Genomic DNA, 18,877 nt, shown 5'->3' with positions numbered 1-18,877 from the left:
TGAGGGGAATAGTTGACATTCCAGCGCTTTACTAAAAACTTACGTTTTTGTCATTCCCGCGCAAGCGGGAATCCATATACGCGCAATTTTCGTTAGATTGCCGTTCAATTTTACCGTCATACCCGCGCCCCCTGTCATTGCCGCGAAGCGCCCGCGCGGGTAGGAGCGCAAAGGGCGCAGGATTGCGGTAATCCATAACAACGATCATTAAAAAGATGGATACCCGCCTTCGATTATGAAGCGATCACGCTTGCTCCGCGCGAGAATGACGGAAAAGCGAAAACGACAAAAGCGCGAATACCCGCCTATCGGGTTGGTTCGGCGCTTTTTGCGCTTGAGCGCTTATAACAAGCCGCGTTTTATTATAAACGCTTGACGAGGCTGTTTGGATTTGTGGTTGAAAAATTAAACTAAAAGGTTATCGACGAGCGATAAAATCGCGCTATTTGCGAGCGCGCGAACTGAAGCGCCTTGCAGGTTATTCGTTTGGTCGTTGTCGCCGCGGACTATGTTTTATCGGTTTTTTCAGAGCGTTAAGTTATTTTCGCGGCTAAAAGCCGATAAACGCATACCGCAAATGGTCTCTTTCTGTTTTTAAGTTTTAGTCGCCCCTTTACGCTATCGCGGCGAAAGATTTATGTTTTCGCAAGTCGCATATAGGCTCGCGCCTCTTTTAGCGCGTCAAGTTTGCCTTGCGCCTCTAAAATCATCTCCACGACTTCGCGGATTGCGCCGCGCCCGCCTTTATGTTTGAGCGCAAAACTCGCTTGAGCCCTAATATAATCGGGCGCGTCGGCTACGGCGCAGCTTAAACCGCAGGCTTCAAACGCGGCGAGATCGGGCGAATCGTCGCCGACAAAAAGCGTTTCATCCGCGCTAACGCCCGTCTTCGCCATAATTTCGCGACACGCCGCGCCTTTGTCTTTAACGCCAAAAAGCGCGGTTTCGATCTTGAGAATTTCAAGCCGTTTGCGAAGCGCGGGCGAATCGCGCCCCGTTACTACGCCGATTTTTAATCCGAGTTTGAGCGCGATCTCCACGCCAAGCCCGTCGCGCACGTTAAAGGCTTTCAGGCGCTCGCCGTTTTCGTCAAAAAACAGCGTCGGCGGGCTTAAAACGCCGTCAATGTCGGTTAGTAGCAGCTTGATTTCGGCGAGACTGGGCGCGGATAGGCTTCTGCCGCTAAGGTAATTTTCGGCGCGTTTAAGATCGGCGGGCGTATCGATCGCGATTAACGGCGCTTTGGCTTTGGCGGCGTAGATCGCGTAACCCGCCTGCAGAAAACGCAGTTGCTCTAGCTTTTCGATCTCCTCAAGCGGCGATCGCGGCAGGGTTTCATAGGCAAGAAGCGCCGATTTTCTATAGGCGTAAAGCCCGATATGTTTTAGATACTCCGCTTTTGCGCCCTCGCGCGGATATGGAATAGCCGCTCGGCTAAAATAGAGCGCCCGATCGCTCGCGTCTAACACAACCTTTACCGCGTTTGGATTTCGCGCTTCGATCGCGTCGATCGTATGATAAAGCGTCGCGATTTGCGCCTTGTCGTTTCGCGCTAAAATCTCGATTACCGCGTCGATTGAGGAGGGATCGATAAACGGCTCGTCGCCTTGAACGTTGACGTAAATGTCCGCGTCAATCTTTTTTGCGACCTCTGCCAAACGCTCCGAGCCGTTGGCGCAGTCCGCTCGCGTCATAATCGCTTCGCATCCGGCGTTTAGCGCCGCGTTCGCTATGCGCTCGTCGTCGGTCGCTACGATCGTCCGATCGGCAAGCGTCGCTTTTTTAGCTTGCGCGCAGGTAAGTGCGATCATAGGTTTGCCGCCGATAAGAGCGAGCGGTTTGCCTTCAAAGCGCGTAGAACCGTATCGCGCGGGAATAACTATAATCGCTTTCATATACGTTTTTTGGCGATCTCGTCGATAGCTTTAAGCCGCCGCAATAGCTCCGGTAGCTCGCTAAAAGGGATCATATTGGGTCCGTCGCACGGCGCTACGGAGGGATCGGGGTGGGTTTCGATAAATACGCCGGCCACTTTCGCCGCCACAGCCGCCCGCGCAAGCGTCGGCGCGAAAATCCTCTGCCCGTCGCTGCTAGTTCCCGCGCCTCCCGGCAGCTGCACGGAGTGAGTCGCGTCAAATATAACGGGATGATTGGTCTGCGCCATCACCGCCAACGAGCGCATATCCACCACTAGATTGTTGTAGCCAAAACTCGTTCCGCGCTCGCATAAGGCGATCGCGCTGTTGCCCGTGGCGACGGCTTTGGCAAGCACGTTCGTCATCTCCCACGGGGATAAAAACTGCCCCTTTTTGATATTTACGGGCTTTTTTGTCGCCGCGACGGCTTGAATAAAATCGGTCTGACGGCACAAAAACGCGGGGGTTTGCAGCATATCCACAACCTCGCTTACGGGCTTTGCCTGTTCGATCGTATGCACGTCGGTTAGCGTAGCCACGCCTATCTCGCGGCGAGTTTTCTCCAAAATCCTCAGCCCCTCGTCCATTCCCACGCCGCGAAAACTGCCGACCGAACTTCGGTTGGCTTTATCAAAACTTGATTTGTAAATAAACGGGATTTTAACCTCGTCGAAGATCGCTTTGAGCTTTTCCGCCGTTCGCAGAGCAAACTCCTCGCTCTCTATCACGCACGGACCCGCGATCATAGCGAGCGGCAGATCGTTTGAAAACAATACCCCCCCGCTAGGCGAAGGAATGCGAATATGCCTCATTCAAGCTCCTTGTCGGCAAATAAATCCGTTACATTATAGGCTTTTTATAGCCCGTTCTATAGGGTAGCAAACCGACGATTCTGTTTTGATCGTCGAGAACGATTAGTTGATGGACGCTAAACTTGTCCATTAACGCCTCCGCGTCGATCAGCCGCGTTTTTAGCCCGACCGTTTTGGGGTTTTTCGTCATCATCTCTTGGGCGCTGAGCGTAAAAAAACTATCGCGCGCTCTTTCCACTACGCGCCTTAGGTCGCCGTCGGTGATCACCCCTAGCAGCGAGCCGTTTTCGTCCGCGACGATCGCCGCGCCAAGTTTGCCCGCGCTCATCGCCCTAAGCGTATCCAGCGCGTTTGTCGCGGGAGAGACGATCGGCAGATTTTCCAAAGCGATCATCTCGCGCTCTACTCTGGCTATCAGCCTGCGTCCAAGCGATCCGCCGGGGTGAAAGCGCGCGAAATGCTCCGCCTCGAACCCGCGCGCCTTCATCAGCGCTACGGCGAGCGCGTCGCCCATCGCGAGCGCGGCGGTCGTGGAGCTAGTCGGCGCAAGCGCCAAAGGACACGCCTCTTTTGACACGGAGCAGTCTATATGAAAACTCGCCGCCTGCGCCAGCGTCGATCGCGGATTGCCCGTAAAGGCGACGATGACATTCTGTTGATCCTGCAAAAACGGAACGATTTTAAGCGCCTCGTCCGTCTCGCCGGAGTAAGAGATAATCAAAACCGCGTCGTCCGCCGCGACCATTCCCAGATCGCCGTGATAGGCTTCCGCGGGGTGCATGAAAAAGCTAGGCGTTCCCGTGCTGGCAAGCGTCGCGGCGATCTTCTGCCCTATCAGCCCCGATTTGCCCATACCGCTGACAATCACCTTGCCTTTGCACGCCAAGATCGCCTTTGCCGCGCCCTCGAACGATCCGTCTATGCGATCGGCGAGGCTCGCGATCTCTCTTGCCTCGATAGCGATCGCCTCTTTCGCGCTCTCAATAATCATCGTCTTTATTCCTTCCTGGTCGCGGCGCTATCTCGCATCGCTTTATCAATCATAGCCGTTACGTCGTCAATCGTAATTTCGCTCATAGCTTTTTGATGGCGCACGCGGCGCCCAAACTTGACCTCTTCGGGCGTTTTGCCGCTATATTTTAGCAGAGCCTCGCGGTAGCGATCGACGGCGTAGCTTGGCGTCTGATACGGCGCGGCGCGGCGCGGATCGGCAGCCGCTAACAGCGCGATCGCGGGGACGCTCAACGCGGCGGCAAAATGTCCCGGACCGCTATCGGGCGCGAGCGTAAATCGCGCGTTTTTAATCAGCGCCAGCAGGCATTTGACGCTTGTTTTGCCGACGGCGTTAATAAACGGCGCTTTGGCTACGCGCGCGATCGCCTCCGCCGCTTGGCGATCGGCTTGGCAGCCCGTTACGATCGCGTTCAGTTTGTAGCGTTCGTAAATATAGTCGATCGCCGCCGCGTAACCTTCGATAGTCCAGTTTCGCCAATTCCTACGAACCGCGTTGGCAATCGGGCTTACGACGCAGTAGCTTTCGCCGCGCGCGATCGCCTCCGCCTCTCTAATCGCCTTGTCGGGTATAAACAGATCGTATTGGATCGCGCCGGTATCCGCGCCCAAAAACCGCGCGAAATCAAGATAGTTTTCGATCATGTGGCAGTTTGGATTTGGCGCGATCTGGGCGTTTGTAAATAGCCGCTGGAAGTCTTTGGCGCGATCGCGATCAAAACCAACGCGCTTATCGGCGCGGATAAAGAGCGAGAGAATGCTCGCGCGCAACGCCTCTTGAGCCATCAGCAGATAGTCAAAACGGCGATTTTTGAGTTTCGCGCCTATGGCGAACATACCCGCTAAGCCGCTTTTTTTGTCATAGACAATCGGCTCTACGCCGTCGATCCCCTCGATCAGCTCCGCTTCGGCTTTGCCGATAATCCAGACGACGTTAGCGTTAGGAAAGGAGCGGCGAAGAGCGTTCAGCGTCGGCAAAAACAGGCATATATCGCCAAGCGCGGATAGTCTGATAATACAGATTGAGTTTGCTTGCACAAAACGGCTTTCGGATAAACTTGCGCAATTATACGGCTTGGAGACTTTGTGCGAAACCTATCGGCTTTATTAAAACCCTTCGCGTTGTTTTACTTGGTCTCTTTGACTGTTTTCGCCGTTTTCAGAGTCGCGCTCGCCGCGTTCTACGCGCCTGACGACGCGGCGAGCGGCGATCTTATTAAGCTCTTTATAATCGGCGCTAGAATGGATACGATCGTCCTTTGCGCCCTGCTGTTTTTCCCCGTTATATGGACGCTTCTTTTTGATCGCAAGGTTACGGCGCTAAATCGTTTTTATCTGGCGTTCGCGGCGGCTTTATTGGCTTTTTTCGAGATCGTGTCAATCGGATTTTTCGATCAATACGGCTTGCGTCCAAATCACCTATTTTTTGATTACCTAGATCGCCCAAAAGAGATATTTTATATGTTGATCTTCGCCTATCCAGTTTTAACCGCGATCGGCGTTTTATTAACGATCATGGCGGCGTTCTTGGGCTATAAAACGGGTTCGATCAAAGCGCGCGAAACGCCGCTAAAAACGCGCCTGATCGCGGCGCCGTTTATAATCGCGTGTCTGCTACTTGGCGCGCGATCGAGCGTTGGAATGTCGGCGGCAAATCTCGGAACGGCGACGTTTAGCGCCTCTCAACAGCTTAACGAGATCGCCTCTAACGGAACCTATTCGGCTCTTTACGCGCTGTATCAGTTAAGAGGAGAGGTTGATCTAAGCGGTTACGGAACGATGAGCGAAGAGGAAATTTTCGCGAGAACCGGTTTTGGCGCGCGCGTTTTTAGCGGCAAAACGCCGCAAGATTTGCCCAACATAGTTATTATCCTGTGGGAGAGTATGGGCGCGGAGTTTGTGGGCGCGCTTGGCGGTCTAGCGCTAACGCCCAATTTCGACGCGCTCGGCGAAGAGGGTTTGCTGTTTGCCAATCTATACGCGACGGGGACGCGAACCAATCGCGGCGTGGAGGCGGTTTTCGCGGGTTTTTCGCCGATCGTCGGCGCGCTCGTTCCCAAACTGCCCAAAGCGCAAAACGACTTTTGGACGATCGCCTCTCACCTTGCGCCGCTTGGCTATAGGTGCGAGTTTTACTACGGCGGCGACGCGAATTTCGACAATATGAGCCGCTTTTTAGGCGCCAACGGGTTTGCGATCCGCTCCTATTTTGCGCGCGGCGAGGGCTACGACGGCAGGTGGGGCGGCGACGATCTAAGCGTTTTTGCGGCGGCAAACCGCGAATTTTCGCGCGCGAAAGAGCCGTTTTGCGCCGCGATCTTGACGCTCTCGTCTCATCTGCCCTTCGATTATCCCGAAGGTTTTATCAAGCCGTATAACTCCCCCGCCGCGACGCAAGAGAACGCGGCGCTTTTCGCCGATTACGCGCTTGGCGAGTTTTTCAAAGCGGCGAAAAAAGAACCATACTATAAAAACACGATCTTTTTAGTCGTCGCCGATCACACGATCAAAGTGCGCGGCGGCGATCTGTTCGCGCCGCTTAAAGCCTACCATATCCCCGCGCTTTTTGTGGGCAAAGGCGTTAGCGCGGCGAAAAACGACGCGATCGCCTCTCAAATCGATCTGCTTCCCACGCTCTTAGCGCTAATTGGCGACGATCGCCCGCACCCGTTGGTCGGACGTAATCTGTTAGACGATCGCGGCGGCGGCGCGGTTATGCAATACGGCTTGGAGTTTGCCTATTTCGACGGCGAAATAGCGACAATTTTGCGCCCAAACGGCGTTATTACGCAGGCGGCGCTCGACGAGAACGGAAGCTATGTCAATCGGGCGGATTTTGCGCCCGACGAAAACGGCGAATATCGGCGCGTTTTGGAGGATACGGCGCTCGAACGGGCGCTTGACGAAGAGCGTCTGCGCGACGCGCAAGCTAGGCTGCTGCTGCCTAACTTACTTTACCAAAAGCGCCTTCACAGCCTCGGCGCGGTAGAATAGCGATATGAACGCGCGGTTAGCCCTATTCGCAAAAGCCAATCTGCTGTTTATTTCCGTTTTGTTTGTCGCGTTTTTACTGCTCGCGAAAGATTTCGACGCGCTCGCGCTGTGCCTCTCGACGCTTGCCGCGCTATCGACGGCGTTTATGTTTTTCGTCGTATTGTGGCTTGTCTGCGCGTTGTTCGGCGTTTTTCGTCGCGCGGGATTTATGGTAGCGGGGGCGGTTTTTACAATCTTTGAGTTACTGCTGATTATAGACTTTTTTATCTATCGTATCTACCATACTCACATAAACGCTATGATCTTAAATATCGCCTTTTCGCCCGCCGCGCTAACAAATATTGATCTAGGCGTTTATCCTTATATTTTATTAGCCGTTCTCGCCGCGTTGATCGCGGCTTTTCAATCGCTGTTATACTATATGTTGCCGAAAGATAACGACGCTAGAAAACTGAATAAAAAAATCAACCGCTATCTAATCCCCGCAGTTATTCTAATAGCGCTTATCGATAAAGCGGTCGTAGGCTTTGCCGATCTCTATTCAAAAACGGAAATTTTAGACAAACTGCGCGTAATTCCATACTATCAGCCGCTCACATTTACTAGGTTCGCTAAAAAATATTTTGGCGTGGAACCCGTGCCAAGAACGATCGCCGTCTTAGGCGATAACTCTAGATCGCAACTTGATTATCCGAAAAATCCGCTTCGCTTTAGCGATCAATACGAGCGCGAAAACATTATGGTTATTATGATGGACGCGGTAAGATGGGATATGATTGACGAAGAGAGCGCTCCCGCCATGAACGCGCTAAAGCGCGAATCGATCGCGTTTAACAACCACTTTAGCGGCGGCAACGCCACCCGTTTTGGCGTATTCTCGTTTTTTTACGGGCTTAACGCGCCCTATTGGTTTGCGTTTCTAAACGCGCAACGCCAAAGCGTTTTATTTGACGCGCTAACATATCGCGGTTTTGATATAAGGATTTTCGCCGCCAGCGATCTTAATTGGCCTGAGTTTCGCCGCACCGCGTTTGCTACGATCAACGACAAAATTATCGATCGTTTTGAAGGCGAGTCTTGGGAAAGAGATCGCGCTATGAACGAAAAGGTTTTAGAGTGGCTTGATCAAAATATGTCCGAGCCGTTTTTTGCGTTTATTTTTTACGACGCGCCGCACCAGTTTAGCTACCCCTCTACGCACCGCAAGTTTCAGCCCGACGACGACGGCGATAAAAACTATCTGACAATCGACGCGAGCGGGCGCGATATATTATTTAATCAATATAAAAACGCGATCTATTACGACGATACTTTAATCGCGCAAGCGATAGAAAAACTAAAGGCGAACGGAGCTTACGATCGCACAAAAATTATCGTTACCGCCGATCACGGCGAAGAGTTTTACGAAAGCGGCGGTTTTGGACACAATCACGCCTTTAGCGTTCAGCAGACAAAGCCGATTTTTTTTATGCGTCTGCCCAACGTCGCGCCCGACGAGATCGATTATCTAACGAGCCACGCCGATTTTATCCCCGCCGCTATGCGCTGGCTTGGCATTCAAAATCCGCCCGAAGATTACGCCAACGGCGACGATCTGCTCTATCCCTCAAAAGAGCGTCGATACGCGGTTATCGGCAACTGGAATTTTAACGCGATTGTTGAAAATAATCGCACGCTGGTATTCTCGGCGCACCCCGATCCGATAAACGGCGCGCACGCGTTTGATACCAATAGTTATAAGCCTTTAGACGCTTCGGTTTTAAGCGATCACAGCCAAAGTATCCTAGACGTTATGAACGAAAATCGAAAGTTTTATAAGTAGATGAGATTTTTTCATCTTATTAACGTCCGCTGGTATAACGCGACGGCGTGGTATGCGCTAAACCTTTGCCGATTGTTGCAAGCGGCGGGTTTCGAGGTTATCGCGGGCGTTTTGCCAAACACGCAAACGGCGAAAAAAGCAAAAGAGATGAATATAAAAACCTACGAGGACTATTTTAACGCCGCAAATCCGATCGCCGCCGCGCTTCGGTTAAACAGATTTCTACGCGATTTTGCGCCCGATATTCTAACCGCTCATCGAGGGGAGCTGTTCTGGTTTTTGGCGCTAAAGCGTTTTTTTGGCGCGCGCTGGAAACTACTGCGCGTTAGAGGCGATCAGCGTATGCCTAAAGCGAATTTCGTCAATCGTTTTTTTTACAATAGGTGCGCCGATCGCATTATTGTTAGCGGCGAATATATTAAACTATTTTTTACCGATCGGTTAAAAACGCCGCTTAATAAGATCGATGCGATATACGGCGGCGTCGATACGAATAAATTCCGCTTCGATCGAGCGGGACGCGATCGCGTTCGATCCGAGTTTGGCTTTAGCGAGGGCGATATAGTGGCGGGACTAGTCGGTCGTTACAGCGAGGTTAAAGGACATAAATATCTAATCGACGCGCTAGCGCTTTTGCGTCAAAGCGACGAGCGCTATAAACTTTTGCTAGTTACCGATAGCGCCGATCTGGATATATCCGATCTGCAAAAATATATTAACGATCAAGGCTTAACAAACGCGGCGTTTATTACGGGTTTTCGCTCGGACGTCGCCGCTTGTATAAGCGCCTTTGACGTTGGAGTCGCGGCTTCTATTGGCAGCGAGGCGATCTGCCGCGTCGCTTTTGAAATTATGTCGATCGGCGTTCCTTTAATCGCTACGACGGTCGGCGCTTTGAGCGAAATAGCGCCAAAGGATAATCTAGTCGCGCCAAACGACGCCAAAGCGCTTGCCCAAAAGATTACGGATCACGATAAACATATCCGCGTTTTTAGCGACGAAGCGTTTTTAAGCGCGTATCTGGCGGCGGCAAAATGAACGATAAACTTTTAAGCGCGGCGATTATTACGTTTAACGAAGAGGACAATCTGCCGCGAACGCTAGAGGCAGTTAAAACGATCGCGAACGAAATTGTCGTCGTGGATTCGCATTCGAGCGATCGCACAAGAGAGATCGCGCTAAGTTACGGCGCTAAGGTATTTGACGAGGATTGGAAGGGGCATATCGAGCAGAAAAATTCCGCGCTGGAAAAATGCGGCGGCAAATGGATATTGTCGATCGACGCGGACGAGGTTGTTAGCGACGAGCTTATTAAATCGATCGAACAAGCGATTGCGAACGACGACGCGGAGGGTTATATAATTAGCCGAAAGAGCGTATATCTTGGCAAAACGCTAAACTATATGTGGCGTCCCGATCGCCACCTAAGACTTGTAAGGCGCGACGCAAATCCCAAATGGGGCGGCTACAATCCGCACGATAGGTTAACAATCAATGGCAAAACCGCCAAACTAAAGGGCGATCTAATACACTACTCCTATAAAGATTTGCGCGATCACTGGAAGCGGCTGATTGTTTATGCGCGTTTAGCAGCCGAATCTTACGCGCAAAAAGGCAAACGTTTTTCGTTAATTAAACTATTGTTTAACCCGTTTTGGGGCGTAACGAAATCCTATATCTTTCGCTTAGGCTTTCTGGACGGGATACAAGGTTTATTTGCGGCGTTTAGCAAAGGCGTTTATATCTTTTTGAAATACGCTTTTGTCTGGGAAATCGAACAAGGTACCAAGCGCTATGATAACGTCTAGCGTTACTATAAGGAAATAAAATGGCGTCCGTCGCAAACATATTTAACTTAGATTTTAACCGCGCTCTACTAAAACGGGGGGGGGGGGGGGGTGAATTGAAACTCCTTGATTTTGTATTCTCGCAAAAAGAGCGAATAATTTTTGCCTTTATCGTCTTGACGGCGGTTTTTGCGATTCTTAACCACCGAATCAGTACAAGCGCTGGAACGGTTGCGTTTGTCTTATTATTGGCGCTATACGCAAAACGCCTGAAAAGCGTCTATTGTAATCCCATAGGCGTTGCCTGTTTGCTTTATGTCGGATATATTGGACTAGCGATTTTGTGGAGCGACAATTACTATTCTGGTTGGCGCGAATTTCGCTTCTCGATCCCTTGGCTGATACTGCCCTTATTGATACTTTATTTTAACGAAAGCAAACCTTTTGATAAATGGACTTTGATAGCGGTTTTAGCAGGGTTTCAGTTGGCGGTTTTAGCGACATTTTTTATGCGCTTGGGCATTATAGAGCCGTATAAAATCGCCGCAGGTCTTGATACGGGAGCCAATATGCAATATTTCCCCGGTCTGCATTACGGCAGACTCGCTCCGCTAATTGAGATATCGGCTCTTATCGCGCTATTTTTATCGGCGCGCGCTTTTATAAATAAACGTAAGTTAGCGTGCGCTTATTGCGTTGGCTGGTTTGTTCTATCGGTTATAGTTATGTTCGCCCTGCCGTCGCGCACCACCTACGTGTCGTTTACATGCGCGTTCTTTGCGTCGTGCGCTCTAATCTTTTTTCAGACACTAAACGTTCGCTTTGCGTATAAAATTCTTTACTCCGCGTTAGGCGCTATCGTTTTAACCGCCTCAATCGTTGTTTTGGCGTACAATCTCTCTTCCTCCGTTGAAAGGCGACTGGAGAACACCAACGACGACATGGAAACGATGATAAACAATAATTATAGAGGCAGCATCGGCGCTCGCGTCGCAATGTGGCGGCTTGGCATAGCGGTTTTGTCGAAGCGCCCATTTTTTGGCGCGGGAACGGGCGCTCAAAAAAATCTTGGGGACGTATTATACGAAGAACGAAAAGATCTAATATATCCGCTTGATCCCATAGTCGGAGAAGATCGTAAGATGAGCGTCCATTTACATAATCAGTTCGTTGAGACTTTAGCTCGGCATGGCATAGTAGGCATGACGCTGCTCTTGGCAATGTTTTTTGCAATCATTCGCGAAGCGTTCGCCGTAGGCGCATTTGCCAAGATGTTTTGCGGCGCGCTGTTAATAGAACTACTTATCCAAAGCATTCCGGGCTCTACTTTAGTTGACTTTAGCAGAATTATTACGTTCGTATTACTGTTCGCGTGCGTAATTACTATAAAACCGCAATGGAAAGATCAAAAATGAAGGCTATAGTTTTGGCGGGAGGTAGCGGCTCTAGGCTGTATCCAATTACTAAAGCGCTTAGCAAGCAACTGCTTCCGATCTACGATAAACCTATGATCTACTATCCGCTTTCAACCCTTATGCTCGCGGGTTTGAGAGAGATTTTGATTATTTCGTTACCGCGGGACCAGGCGGCGTTTCAATCGTTATTGGGAGACGGCGGCGATTTTGGATTGAAAATCTCCTATGCCGTTCAGCCTAATCCGGAAGGGCTGGCGCAAGCGTTTATTATCGGCGAAGAGTTTATAGGACGCGACGATGTTTGTTTGGCGTTGGGCGACAACGTTTTTCACGGCGACGCATTCGAGCAGACGTTGCAAAAAGTCGTTAAAATAGTTTGCGACGAGCAAAAAGCGGTTATATTTGGTTACCGCGTCGCCGATCCTGAACGCTACGGCGTAATTGAGCTCGACGACAAGGCAAATGCGATCGGCATAGAAGAAAAACCTTTGAAGCCAAAAAGCAATTTTGTCGTTCCGGGTCTCTACTTTTTTACTAGCCAGTGCGTTCAAATCGCCAAAACGCTTAAACCAAGCGCGCGAGGCGAACTAGAAATAGTCGATATTATAGACGCTTATTTGCAGCAAAAACGGTTGAGAATCGAGTTGCTTGGGCGCGGTATGGCTTGGCTAGACGCAGGCACTCACGAAACCTTGCTGGAAGCGAGCGCTTTTATCGAAACTATCGAAAAGCGACAAGGGCTAAAGGTGGCGTGTTTGGAAGAGATTGCGTTTTTGAAGGGGTACGTCTCCAAAGAAAAACTACTCGAGCTCGCTAAACCGCTTGCCAAAAACAGTTACGGACAATATCTAGCGCGCCTTGCCAAAGAATCTAAATGAAGCTCGTCAAAACTAATATAAGCGACGCGGTTATCATAGAGCCTACGCTTCATAATGATCGTCGCGGATATTTTATGGAGAGTTTCCGCGAGGATTGGTTTTTGAAAAACATTCGCGACGCGCGTTTTATTCAAGACAATGAATCAAAAAGCGTTTTTGGCGTTTTGCGCGGGCTTCACTATCAACTGCCTCCGTTTGCGCAAAGCAAATTAGTAAGGGTTGTAGCGGGTAAAATACTTGACGTCGCCGTCGATATTCGCGCCGCAAGCTCTACGTTTGGCGCGCATATTTCGATTACGCTTTCAGACGAAAACAAACGCCAACTGTTTATCCCGCAAGGCTTCGCGCATGGGTTCGTCGTTCTATCGGATTACGCGATAGTTCAATATAAAGTCGATCTTCCATACTCCAAAGAGCATGAGCGGGGCGTTATTTTCGACGATCCAGCGTTAGGAATTGATTGGGTTTTGCCGCGAAAAAAGCTCGTTCTTTCCGAAAAAGATTTAGCGTCTCCGTTATTAAAAGACGCGCAAACGTTTATCGGCAACGGCGCTCTTGCTAAGAAATCGCGGAGCGCGATATGAGTAAGCGAAATTTTAACGCAAAAACAACGTTGCTTATAACGGGAGGAGCGGGATTTATCGGTTCTAACTTTATACCTTATTTTATAAAGCGGTATCCCAACTATCAAATAGTGAATCTAGACAAGCTTACCTATGCGGGCAATATAGAACATCTATCTGAAGTGGCGAACAATCCAAGGCACATATTTGTGCGGGGCGATATTTGCGATCAATCGCTGTTATCGGATATATTCGCCCGTTACGATATACAAGGCGTAATTCATTTTGCCGCCGAAAGCCACGTCGATAGCTCAATTGAATCGCCTAATGTTTTTATTAAAACCAACGTGCTTGGAACGTTTAATCTTATCGAGGTTGCAAAAAACTATTGGTTTAATAACGGCGGCGAGGCAAATCGCTTTTGTCATATTAGCACCGACGAAGTTTACGGATCGCTTGGTAAAGGCGGGCTGTTTAGCGAAAAGTCACCCTATGCTCCTACTAGTCCTTATAGCGCGAGCAAAGCCTCTTCAGATATGATTGTGCGTAGCTATTTCCATACGTATAATTTGAATACCGTTGTTACCAACTGTTCCAACAATTTCGGACCAAAACAGCATCGAGAAAAACTGATACCAACCATTATTCGTTCCGCGTTAAACGCTCAACCTATCCCTATTTATGGCGACGGCAAAAATATACGAGATTGGCTATTTGTAACCGATCATTGCGAGGGGATTGATCTGGCGTTTCATAAAGGCGCCGCCGGAGAAAGCTACAATATCGGCGGCAAAAACGAGCGTGAGAACCTAGAGATCGCTCGTAAAATATGCGAAATTTTAGATATAGCGCGCCCAAAACCAAGCGGTAGCTACAAGGATCAAATAACGTTTGTAAAGGATCGCTTAGGGCACGATCGTCGTTATGCGATCGACGCGGCAAAAATCGAAACGCGACTTGGCTGGAGAGCAAAAGAAAATTTCGAAAACGCTCTTGGAAAAACGGTAAATTGGTATTTAAAAAAATACGATAAAGGTCAAGCATGAAAAAAATTCAAGTTTTAAAGCCTCGTTTTCGCGTAGAAGAGTGTTTGAGCGAAATTAGGGAATGTTTAGAAATTGGCTGGAGCGGCATGGGTTTCAAAACGACGATATTTGAGGAAAAATGGAAGGAATATTCCGCTCTTCCAAACGCTCATTTTCTTAATAGCGCAACAGTAGGGCTTCATCTAGCGGTCAAAATTCTTAAAGAAAAATTTGGCTGGAAAAATGGGGACGAGATTATATCGACCCCGCTTACTTTTGTATCTACAAACCACGCGATCTTGTATGAGAACATGCGACCAATCTTTGCGGATATTGATAGCTCGCTTAATTTGGATCCCGCCAGCGTCTTAGAAAAAATCACTCCGAAAACAAAAGCTATTGTTTTTGTGGGAATTGGCGGAAATGGCGCTAATTTAGAAGAGATTATAAACATTGCGAGAGAGCGCGGGTTAAAAATTATTCTGGACGCGGCGCACATGTCTGGATCAAAGATCGACAATCGACATGTCGGTTATAACGTCGATGTTGCGGTTTTCTCTTTTCAAGCGGTAAAAAATTTACCTACCGCCGATAGCGGGATGATCTGTTTTACTGACAAAAAAATGGACGAAGCCGCCAGAAAGTTGAGTTGGCTTGGCATTAATAAAGATACCTTCGCGCGCAGTAGCGAAGGCTCGTATAAATGGGATTACGAAGTTGACGAAGTCGGTTATAAATATCATGGTAATTCAATTATTGCCGCTATGGGAATAGTAGGGCTAAAGTATCTTGACGAAGATAATGCGTATAGAAGAAAACTGGCCGCGCTATACGAGTTAAACTTGATTGGCAAAATACCGTTTATCAATCATAAGCGCGAAAGTTCAAGACATATTTTTCAAGTCGTCGTTGAGAATAGAAACGAAGTTATTGATACGCTCTCTAAAGAGGGGATATTTTGCGGAGTACACTATAAAGACAATACGTTGTACGCTCCGTTTAAAGGCGAAAGGTTGAAAAATGTTCGCTACTATTCAGATCGGATCCTTAGTTTACCGCTTCACTTAGGGCTTGAAGAACGCGATATAATCGATATAAGCGAGCGTATAACGCGCGTTGCAAGGCCGCCGATATGAGCCCGACGTTTATTCATATTATTTTTATCCGTTTTAGCGTGCCGATAGCGTATGGAAAAACTGGCATTACGATAGACGATAGTTGGCTTAAATACCGCTTAGATATATTTAAGCGTATTACCTTGCCTTCGCTTGAAAACCAGACAAATCAAAATTTCTATATTTGCGTCTTTTTTGACGCAAGATCGCCGCAATGGTTGATTGAAGAAAACGAACGGGAGGCGCTAAGATGGCAAAGACGCTATTTCCCCATTTATGTCGTATCAAACGCGGACGTGATCGAAAAATCCGACACATTGGCGTTAAATTTGCTAAAAACTAACGATAGTTTTATTATCAGCTCTCGTATCGACAGCGACGACGCATATCATAAAAAGGCGATCGAAGCGTTGCAAAACTGTTTTTCCGCACAGGAATATCGCGCCTTTACATTTTCAAAGTTGTTATGTTTTAGAGACAAACCAAAAACTGTAATTTCTAAATATCGCTACCGGAACTCTCCTTTTATATCAGTAATAGAAAAGGCGAAAACGCCTTTGCATATTTCACTCTTTGATAAACCGCATACCGCATATACGGACGCGACCGAACTAAACGAGATTCCATACGCCTTGCAATATATTCACGGCTCCAACGTCGCCAACAGCGTTAGAGGGTATGCGGCGCATGGCGTTAATCTATCCGATTACGGCCTTTCGTTCGTTATAAGCCGATCGTATATAGCTATGCTGTGGGAAACGATGCGGCTTAGCATAGTTGCAAAGAACATATATAAACTCAAAAAACCTACCGGCAAACGCATATGCTTTATTAGCCGCTTTTTTCAGCGTTTAATTAGGCGAAGCTAATCGCCGTTTGCCAAAGCTTCTCGAAGGAGAGTTGTATCGGCTTTTTCATAGGTTGCGCGAATCTGTAAATCGTTGCCGTCTTGATGGTAATTATAACTAGTAAGCATGATCCGTTGCGTCCCCGGAATATAGATTATCTTGCGCATTCCCTCTATTACGGCAATCCTAAATTCCGCGCCGATCGCCTGCTTATGAAGCCATATGTCGTCGCCTTTAGGGCACGTTTGCAAAAAACCGTCGCCGGCTTCTTTTAATATCCGTAAAAACCGCGGCGGGTATATTACGCCGCTCACGCCGGTTGCAAAATTAAGCGCGCTTGGTTTATCGCTTTTATATATAAGCCGCCAACTTTTATAAGGCGCAAAGCCATCCGAATCGAATGAAATGCGGCGCGCCCGATAGCAATAAATCGCGTCTGGATTTTTTACGTGCGCGACGACGAGGTTTTTAAGCCAATCTTTGGGATAGAAAATATCGTCGTCCGCGGTAACAAGCGGCAAACTAAGATCTTGACTGATCACAAACGGATAAAATTTCGTGTAAGATCCATAGTTTTCGCAACCGAGTATCTCTAGTCCGCAATCTTGCAAACGCTTTAAGGGCGACGGCAAGTCGCGCAACGTCTCTTCTTCGTCTATCCACAAAATTAACCGTTTTGGCAAAACCGATCCGCATGCGATTGACTCGATGGTCAAGTGAACCGTTTTAATCCGATCGCCATAGCTGGTCAGCGATACAACCGCTCTCGAACTTGGATCGACGACGGAAAAACTATTTACGGAGAAAGTGCGCTCAAGCTTTCGCGCGCAATGCTTGCCCAGCGCGTAGTTTAACGTTCGTTTGATTGATTTTAGGCATTTCTTTAGAATCGACATTTTATTCCTTAAGCGCGCATTGCGTAAAAACGTCCTAAAAAGGAAGTTGATATTATAATTGCGACAAAATTAAAGCAAGCGTTGGTTGATGATTGACAAGCCGTTAGTTGCAATTATAATGCCCACCTATAAACGTCAATCGTTATTGCCGCGCGCGATCAGATCGGCGTTAAATCAGACCTACAAAAATATTGAGATTTTGGTGTGCGACGACGAGAAAAGCGTGGAAACAAAGGAGATCGTAGCGTCGTTTGCCGATAACCGCTTACGCTATATTGAAAACGCTAGAACAAAAGGCGCGTGCGGAGCAAGAAATACCGGTATTTACGCGGCGCTTGGCGAATATTGCGTCTTCTTAGACGACGACGACGAATTATTAAGCGACGCGATCGAAACCTACGTAAAGCATACGCCCAAAGAGGCGGCGTTTGGATACGGTTGGCGTCAATTTTGTAGCTCGGACGACGATAAAATAAATATTCATAAACATGGCGAGAGCATGGACTTTAATTATTTGGTAAAATGCGGATCGAACGCCGCAGGACCTAATATATTTGTCTTAAAATCGCGCCTTGAAGCGATCGGCGGATATGACGAAACTCTTGCTGCATGCCAAGATTATGATCTAAATTTACGTTTAACCAAGCATTTTGCTAATGCAAAAGGCATTAGAAAAGTTATCGTTAACTATTATGAGCATATAGGCGAAAGGATATCAAACAATCGGGCAAAACGCTATAAAGGTATGCGTCTAATAGCGCTTAAATATCGCAAAGACTTCCCAAAAAAAATGTTGCTTCGTTATGTGTATAGAACTCGCCGCAGATATTATAGACAGATCATATTAAAACGCGCGTTTGCGTGGCTACCGATCGGTAAAGCGTTGGACGAATTGCGCCGTTATCTTAAATACAAACTATTCGGCGTTAAAATCAAATGACAAGCGCTCCGCAAGTCTCGATTATTATCCCCACCTACAAACGCCAGAACCTGTTGTCGCGCGCGATTAGATCGGCGTTAAATCAAACCTACAAAAATATCGAGATTTTGGTGTGCGACGACGAGAAAAGCGCGGAGACAAAGACGATCGTAGCGTCGTTTGCCGACGATCGTTTGCGCTATCTTGAAAACGCCAGAACCAAAGGTGCGTGCGGCGCTAGAAACACGGGCATTTACGCGGCGCTTGGCGAATATTGCGTCTTCTTAGACGACGACGACGAGATATTGCCGGACGCGGTAGAATCGTTTTTGGCGCTTAACGCCTCTCAATACGCTTTTGCTTACGCGTGGAATAACAGAATATATGAGAACGGCAAGGTAAGACGATCTAATAATCCGCCTAACATCAATTTTGAAAAACTCGCCAAAGAGGGGCAAAATATAGCGAGCGCTATGATCTTTGTCTCTAAAAAGAACCTTACTATGATCGAAGGTTACGACGAAACGCTTAGCGCGTGTCAGGACTATGATCTCTGCCTTAGGCTTGCAAAGCGATTCGGGACGGCAAAACTTATTGAAAAAACGCTGTTTAATTACTATTCCGCAAGAGGATACAATCGCATTTCCAATAACGTCGTTAAAAAATATCGCGGTATGCGAAAAGTTGCCTTAAAACACACACGCAATTTTTCAAGACAAGATCGCGCGAAATATCTGTATAAAACCCGTAAATATCTTTACGGAGAACATTTAGGGCGCGCCTTTGCTTGGCTCTCAGCAAAAGAGGCGCTTAAAGAACTTCGCCATAAGATAAAACGAACGATCAGACGCGCGTTAAATCTGAAGATAAAATAGG

The 18,877-nt window shown here is 48.3% G+C and carries 17 protein-coding genes; 12 read left to right on the top strand and 5 right to left on the bottom strand.

The window, feature by feature from the left end:
• Window positions 1-635 precede the first annotated feature (635 nt).
• Genes kdsB through LBF86_04240 form a run of 4 tightly spaced genes read right to left on the bottom strand, consistent with a single transcriptional unit; the run spans window position 636 to window position 4,777 of the window.
• Window positions 636-1,895: a 3-deoxy-manno-octulosonate cytidylyltransferase gene (gene kdsB, locus LBF86_04255; GenBank protein ID MDR0664718.1), complete on the bottom strand. Its 1,260-nt coding sequence runs from the start codon at window positions 1,893-1,895 to the stop codon at window positions 636-638.
• Window positions 1,892-2,728 (bottom strand): 3-deoxy-8-phosphooctulonate synthase, encoded by an 837-nt coding sequence (kdsA, locus tag LBF86_04250; protein ID MDR0664717.1) that lies wholly within the window; start codon window positions 2,726-2,728, stop codon window positions 1,892-1,894. The genes kdsB and kdsA overlap by 4 nt, the downstream gene beginning before the upstream one ends.
• A 28-nt stretch (window positions 2,729-2,756) precedes the next feature.
• On the bottom strand, window positions 2,757-3,719 hold the full coding sequence (locus LBF86_04245; protein MDR0664716.1) for a KpsF/GutQ family sugar-phosphate isomerase: 963 nt from the start codon (window positions 3,717-3,719) through the stop codon (window positions 2,757-2,759).
• Between the two features lie 5 nt (window positions 3,720-3,724).
• Window positions 3,725-4,777 (bottom strand): glycosyltransferase family 9 protein, encoded by a 1,053-nt coding sequence (locus LBF86_04240; protein ID MDR0664715.1) that lies wholly within the window; start codon window positions 4,775-4,777, stop codon window positions 3,725-3,727.
• A 48-nt stretch (window positions 4,778-4,825) separates the two neighbouring features.
• Here LBF86_04240 and LBF86_04235 point away from each other — a divergent pair, with 48 nt between their 5' ends.
• The 10 genes from LBF86_04235 to LBF86_04190 are packed head-to-tail and all read left to right on the top strand — an operon-like array spanning window position 4,826 to window position 16,207.
• The gene (locus LBF86_04235) at window positions 4,826-6,733 is read left to right on the top strand and encodes an LTA synthase family protein (protein ID MDR0664714.1); all 1,908 of its coding nucleotides are present in this window, start codon (window positions 4,826-4,828) and stop codon (window positions 6,731-6,733) included.
• Between the two features lie 4 nt (window positions 6,734-6,737).
• Complete coding sequence (locus LBF86_04230) at window positions 6,738-8,555, top strand: sulfatase-like hydrolase/transferase (GenBank protein ID MDR0664713.1); 1,818 nt, start codon at window positions 6,738-6,740, stop codon at window positions 8,553-8,555.
• Window positions 8,556-9,593 (top strand): glycosyltransferase, encoded by a 1,038-nt coding sequence (locus LBF86_04225; protein MDR0664712.1) that lies wholly within the window; start codon window positions 8,556-8,558, stop codon window positions 9,591-9,593.
• A complete protein-coding gene (locus LBF86_04220) occupies window positions 9,590-10,363 on the top strand; it encodes a glycosyltransferase family 2 protein (protein MDR0664711.1) in 774 nt (257 codons plus the stop codon). The genes LBF86_04225 and LBF86_04220 overlap by 4 nt, the downstream gene beginning before the upstream one ends.
• Before the next feature lie 20 nt (window positions 10,364-10,383).
• Window positions 10,384-11,757 (top strand): O-antigen ligase family protein, encoded by a 1,374-nt coding sequence (locus tag LBF86_04215; GenBank protein ID MDR0664710.1) that lies wholly within the window; start codon window positions 10,384-10,386, stop codon window positions 11,755-11,757.
• The gene (rfbA, locus tag LBF86_04210) at window positions 11,754-12,635 is read left to right on the top strand and encodes a glucose-1-phosphate thymidylyltransferase RfbA (protein ID MDR0664709.1); all 882 of its coding nucleotides are present in this window, start codon (window positions 11,754-11,756) and stop codon (window positions 12,633-12,635) included. Before LBF86_04215 ends, rfbA begins: the two co-directional genes overlap by 4 nt.
• Entirely contained in the window at window positions 12,632-13,219 is a 588-nt protein-coding gene (gene rfbC, locus LBF86_04205) for a dTDP-4-dehydrorhamnose 3,5-epimerase (GenBank protein MDR0664708.1), read from the top strand. Before rfbA ends, rfbC begins: the two co-directional genes overlap by 4 nt.
• On the top strand, window positions 13,216-14,244 hold the full coding sequence (gene rfbB / locus LBF86_04200) for a dTDP-glucose 4,6-dehydratase (protein ID MDR0664707.1): 1,029 nt from the start codon (window positions 13,216-13,218) through the stop codon (window positions 14,242-14,244). The genes rfbC and rfbB overlap by 4 nt, the downstream gene beginning before the upstream one ends.
• Complete coding sequence (locus tag LBF86_04195) at window positions 14,241-15,359, top strand: aminotransferase class V-fold PLP-dependent enzyme (GenBank protein ID MDR0664706.1); 1,119 nt, start codon at window positions 14,241-14,243, stop codon at window positions 15,357-15,359. Before rfbB ends, LBF86_04195 begins: the two co-directional genes overlap by 4 nt.
• Window positions 15,356-16,207: a putative rhamnosyl transferase gene (locus tag LBF86_04190; GenBank protein MDR0664705.1), complete on the top strand. Its 852-nt coding sequence runs from the start codon at window positions 15,356-15,358 to the stop codon at window positions 16,205-16,207. The genes LBF86_04195 and LBF86_04190 overlap by 4 nt, the downstream gene beginning before the upstream one ends.
• Here the strand turns inward: LBF86_04190 and LBF86_04185 are convergent.
• Complete coding sequence (locus tag LBF86_04185; protein MDR0664704.1) at window positions 16,204-17,082, bottom strand: hypothetical protein; 879 nt, start codon at window positions 17,080-17,082, stop codon at window positions 16,204-16,206. The genes LBF86_04190 and LBF86_04185 overlap by 4 nt on opposite strands.
• An 88-nt stretch (window positions 17,083-17,170) precedes the next feature.
• Here LBF86_04185 and LBF86_04180 point away from each other — a divergent pair, with 88 nt between their 5' ends.
• Together LBF86_04180 and LBF86_04175 are read left to right on the top strand one after the other, a co-directional pair.
• Window positions 17,171-18,022: a glycosyltransferase gene (locus LBF86_04180; GenBank protein MDR0664703.1), complete on the top strand. Its 852-nt coding sequence runs from the start codon at window positions 17,171-17,173 to the stop codon at window positions 18,020-18,022.
• Complete coding sequence (locus LBF86_04175; GenBank protein MDR0664702.1) at window positions 18,019-18,876, top strand: glycosyltransferase; 858 nt, start codon at window positions 18,019-18,021, stop codon at window positions 18,874-18,876. Before LBF86_04180 ends, LBF86_04175 begins: the two co-directional genes overlap by 4 nt.
• Window position 18,877 lies beyond the last annotated feature (1 nt).

It is taken from the genome of Helicobacteraceae bacterium, assembly GCA_031258155.1.
Lineage (GTDB): Bacteria > Campylobacterota > Campylobacteria > Campylobacterales > SZUA-545 > JAIRNH01.
Note: the sequence above shows the minus strand (reverse complement) of the source record. Positions and strands in the feature narration are given on the sequence as shown.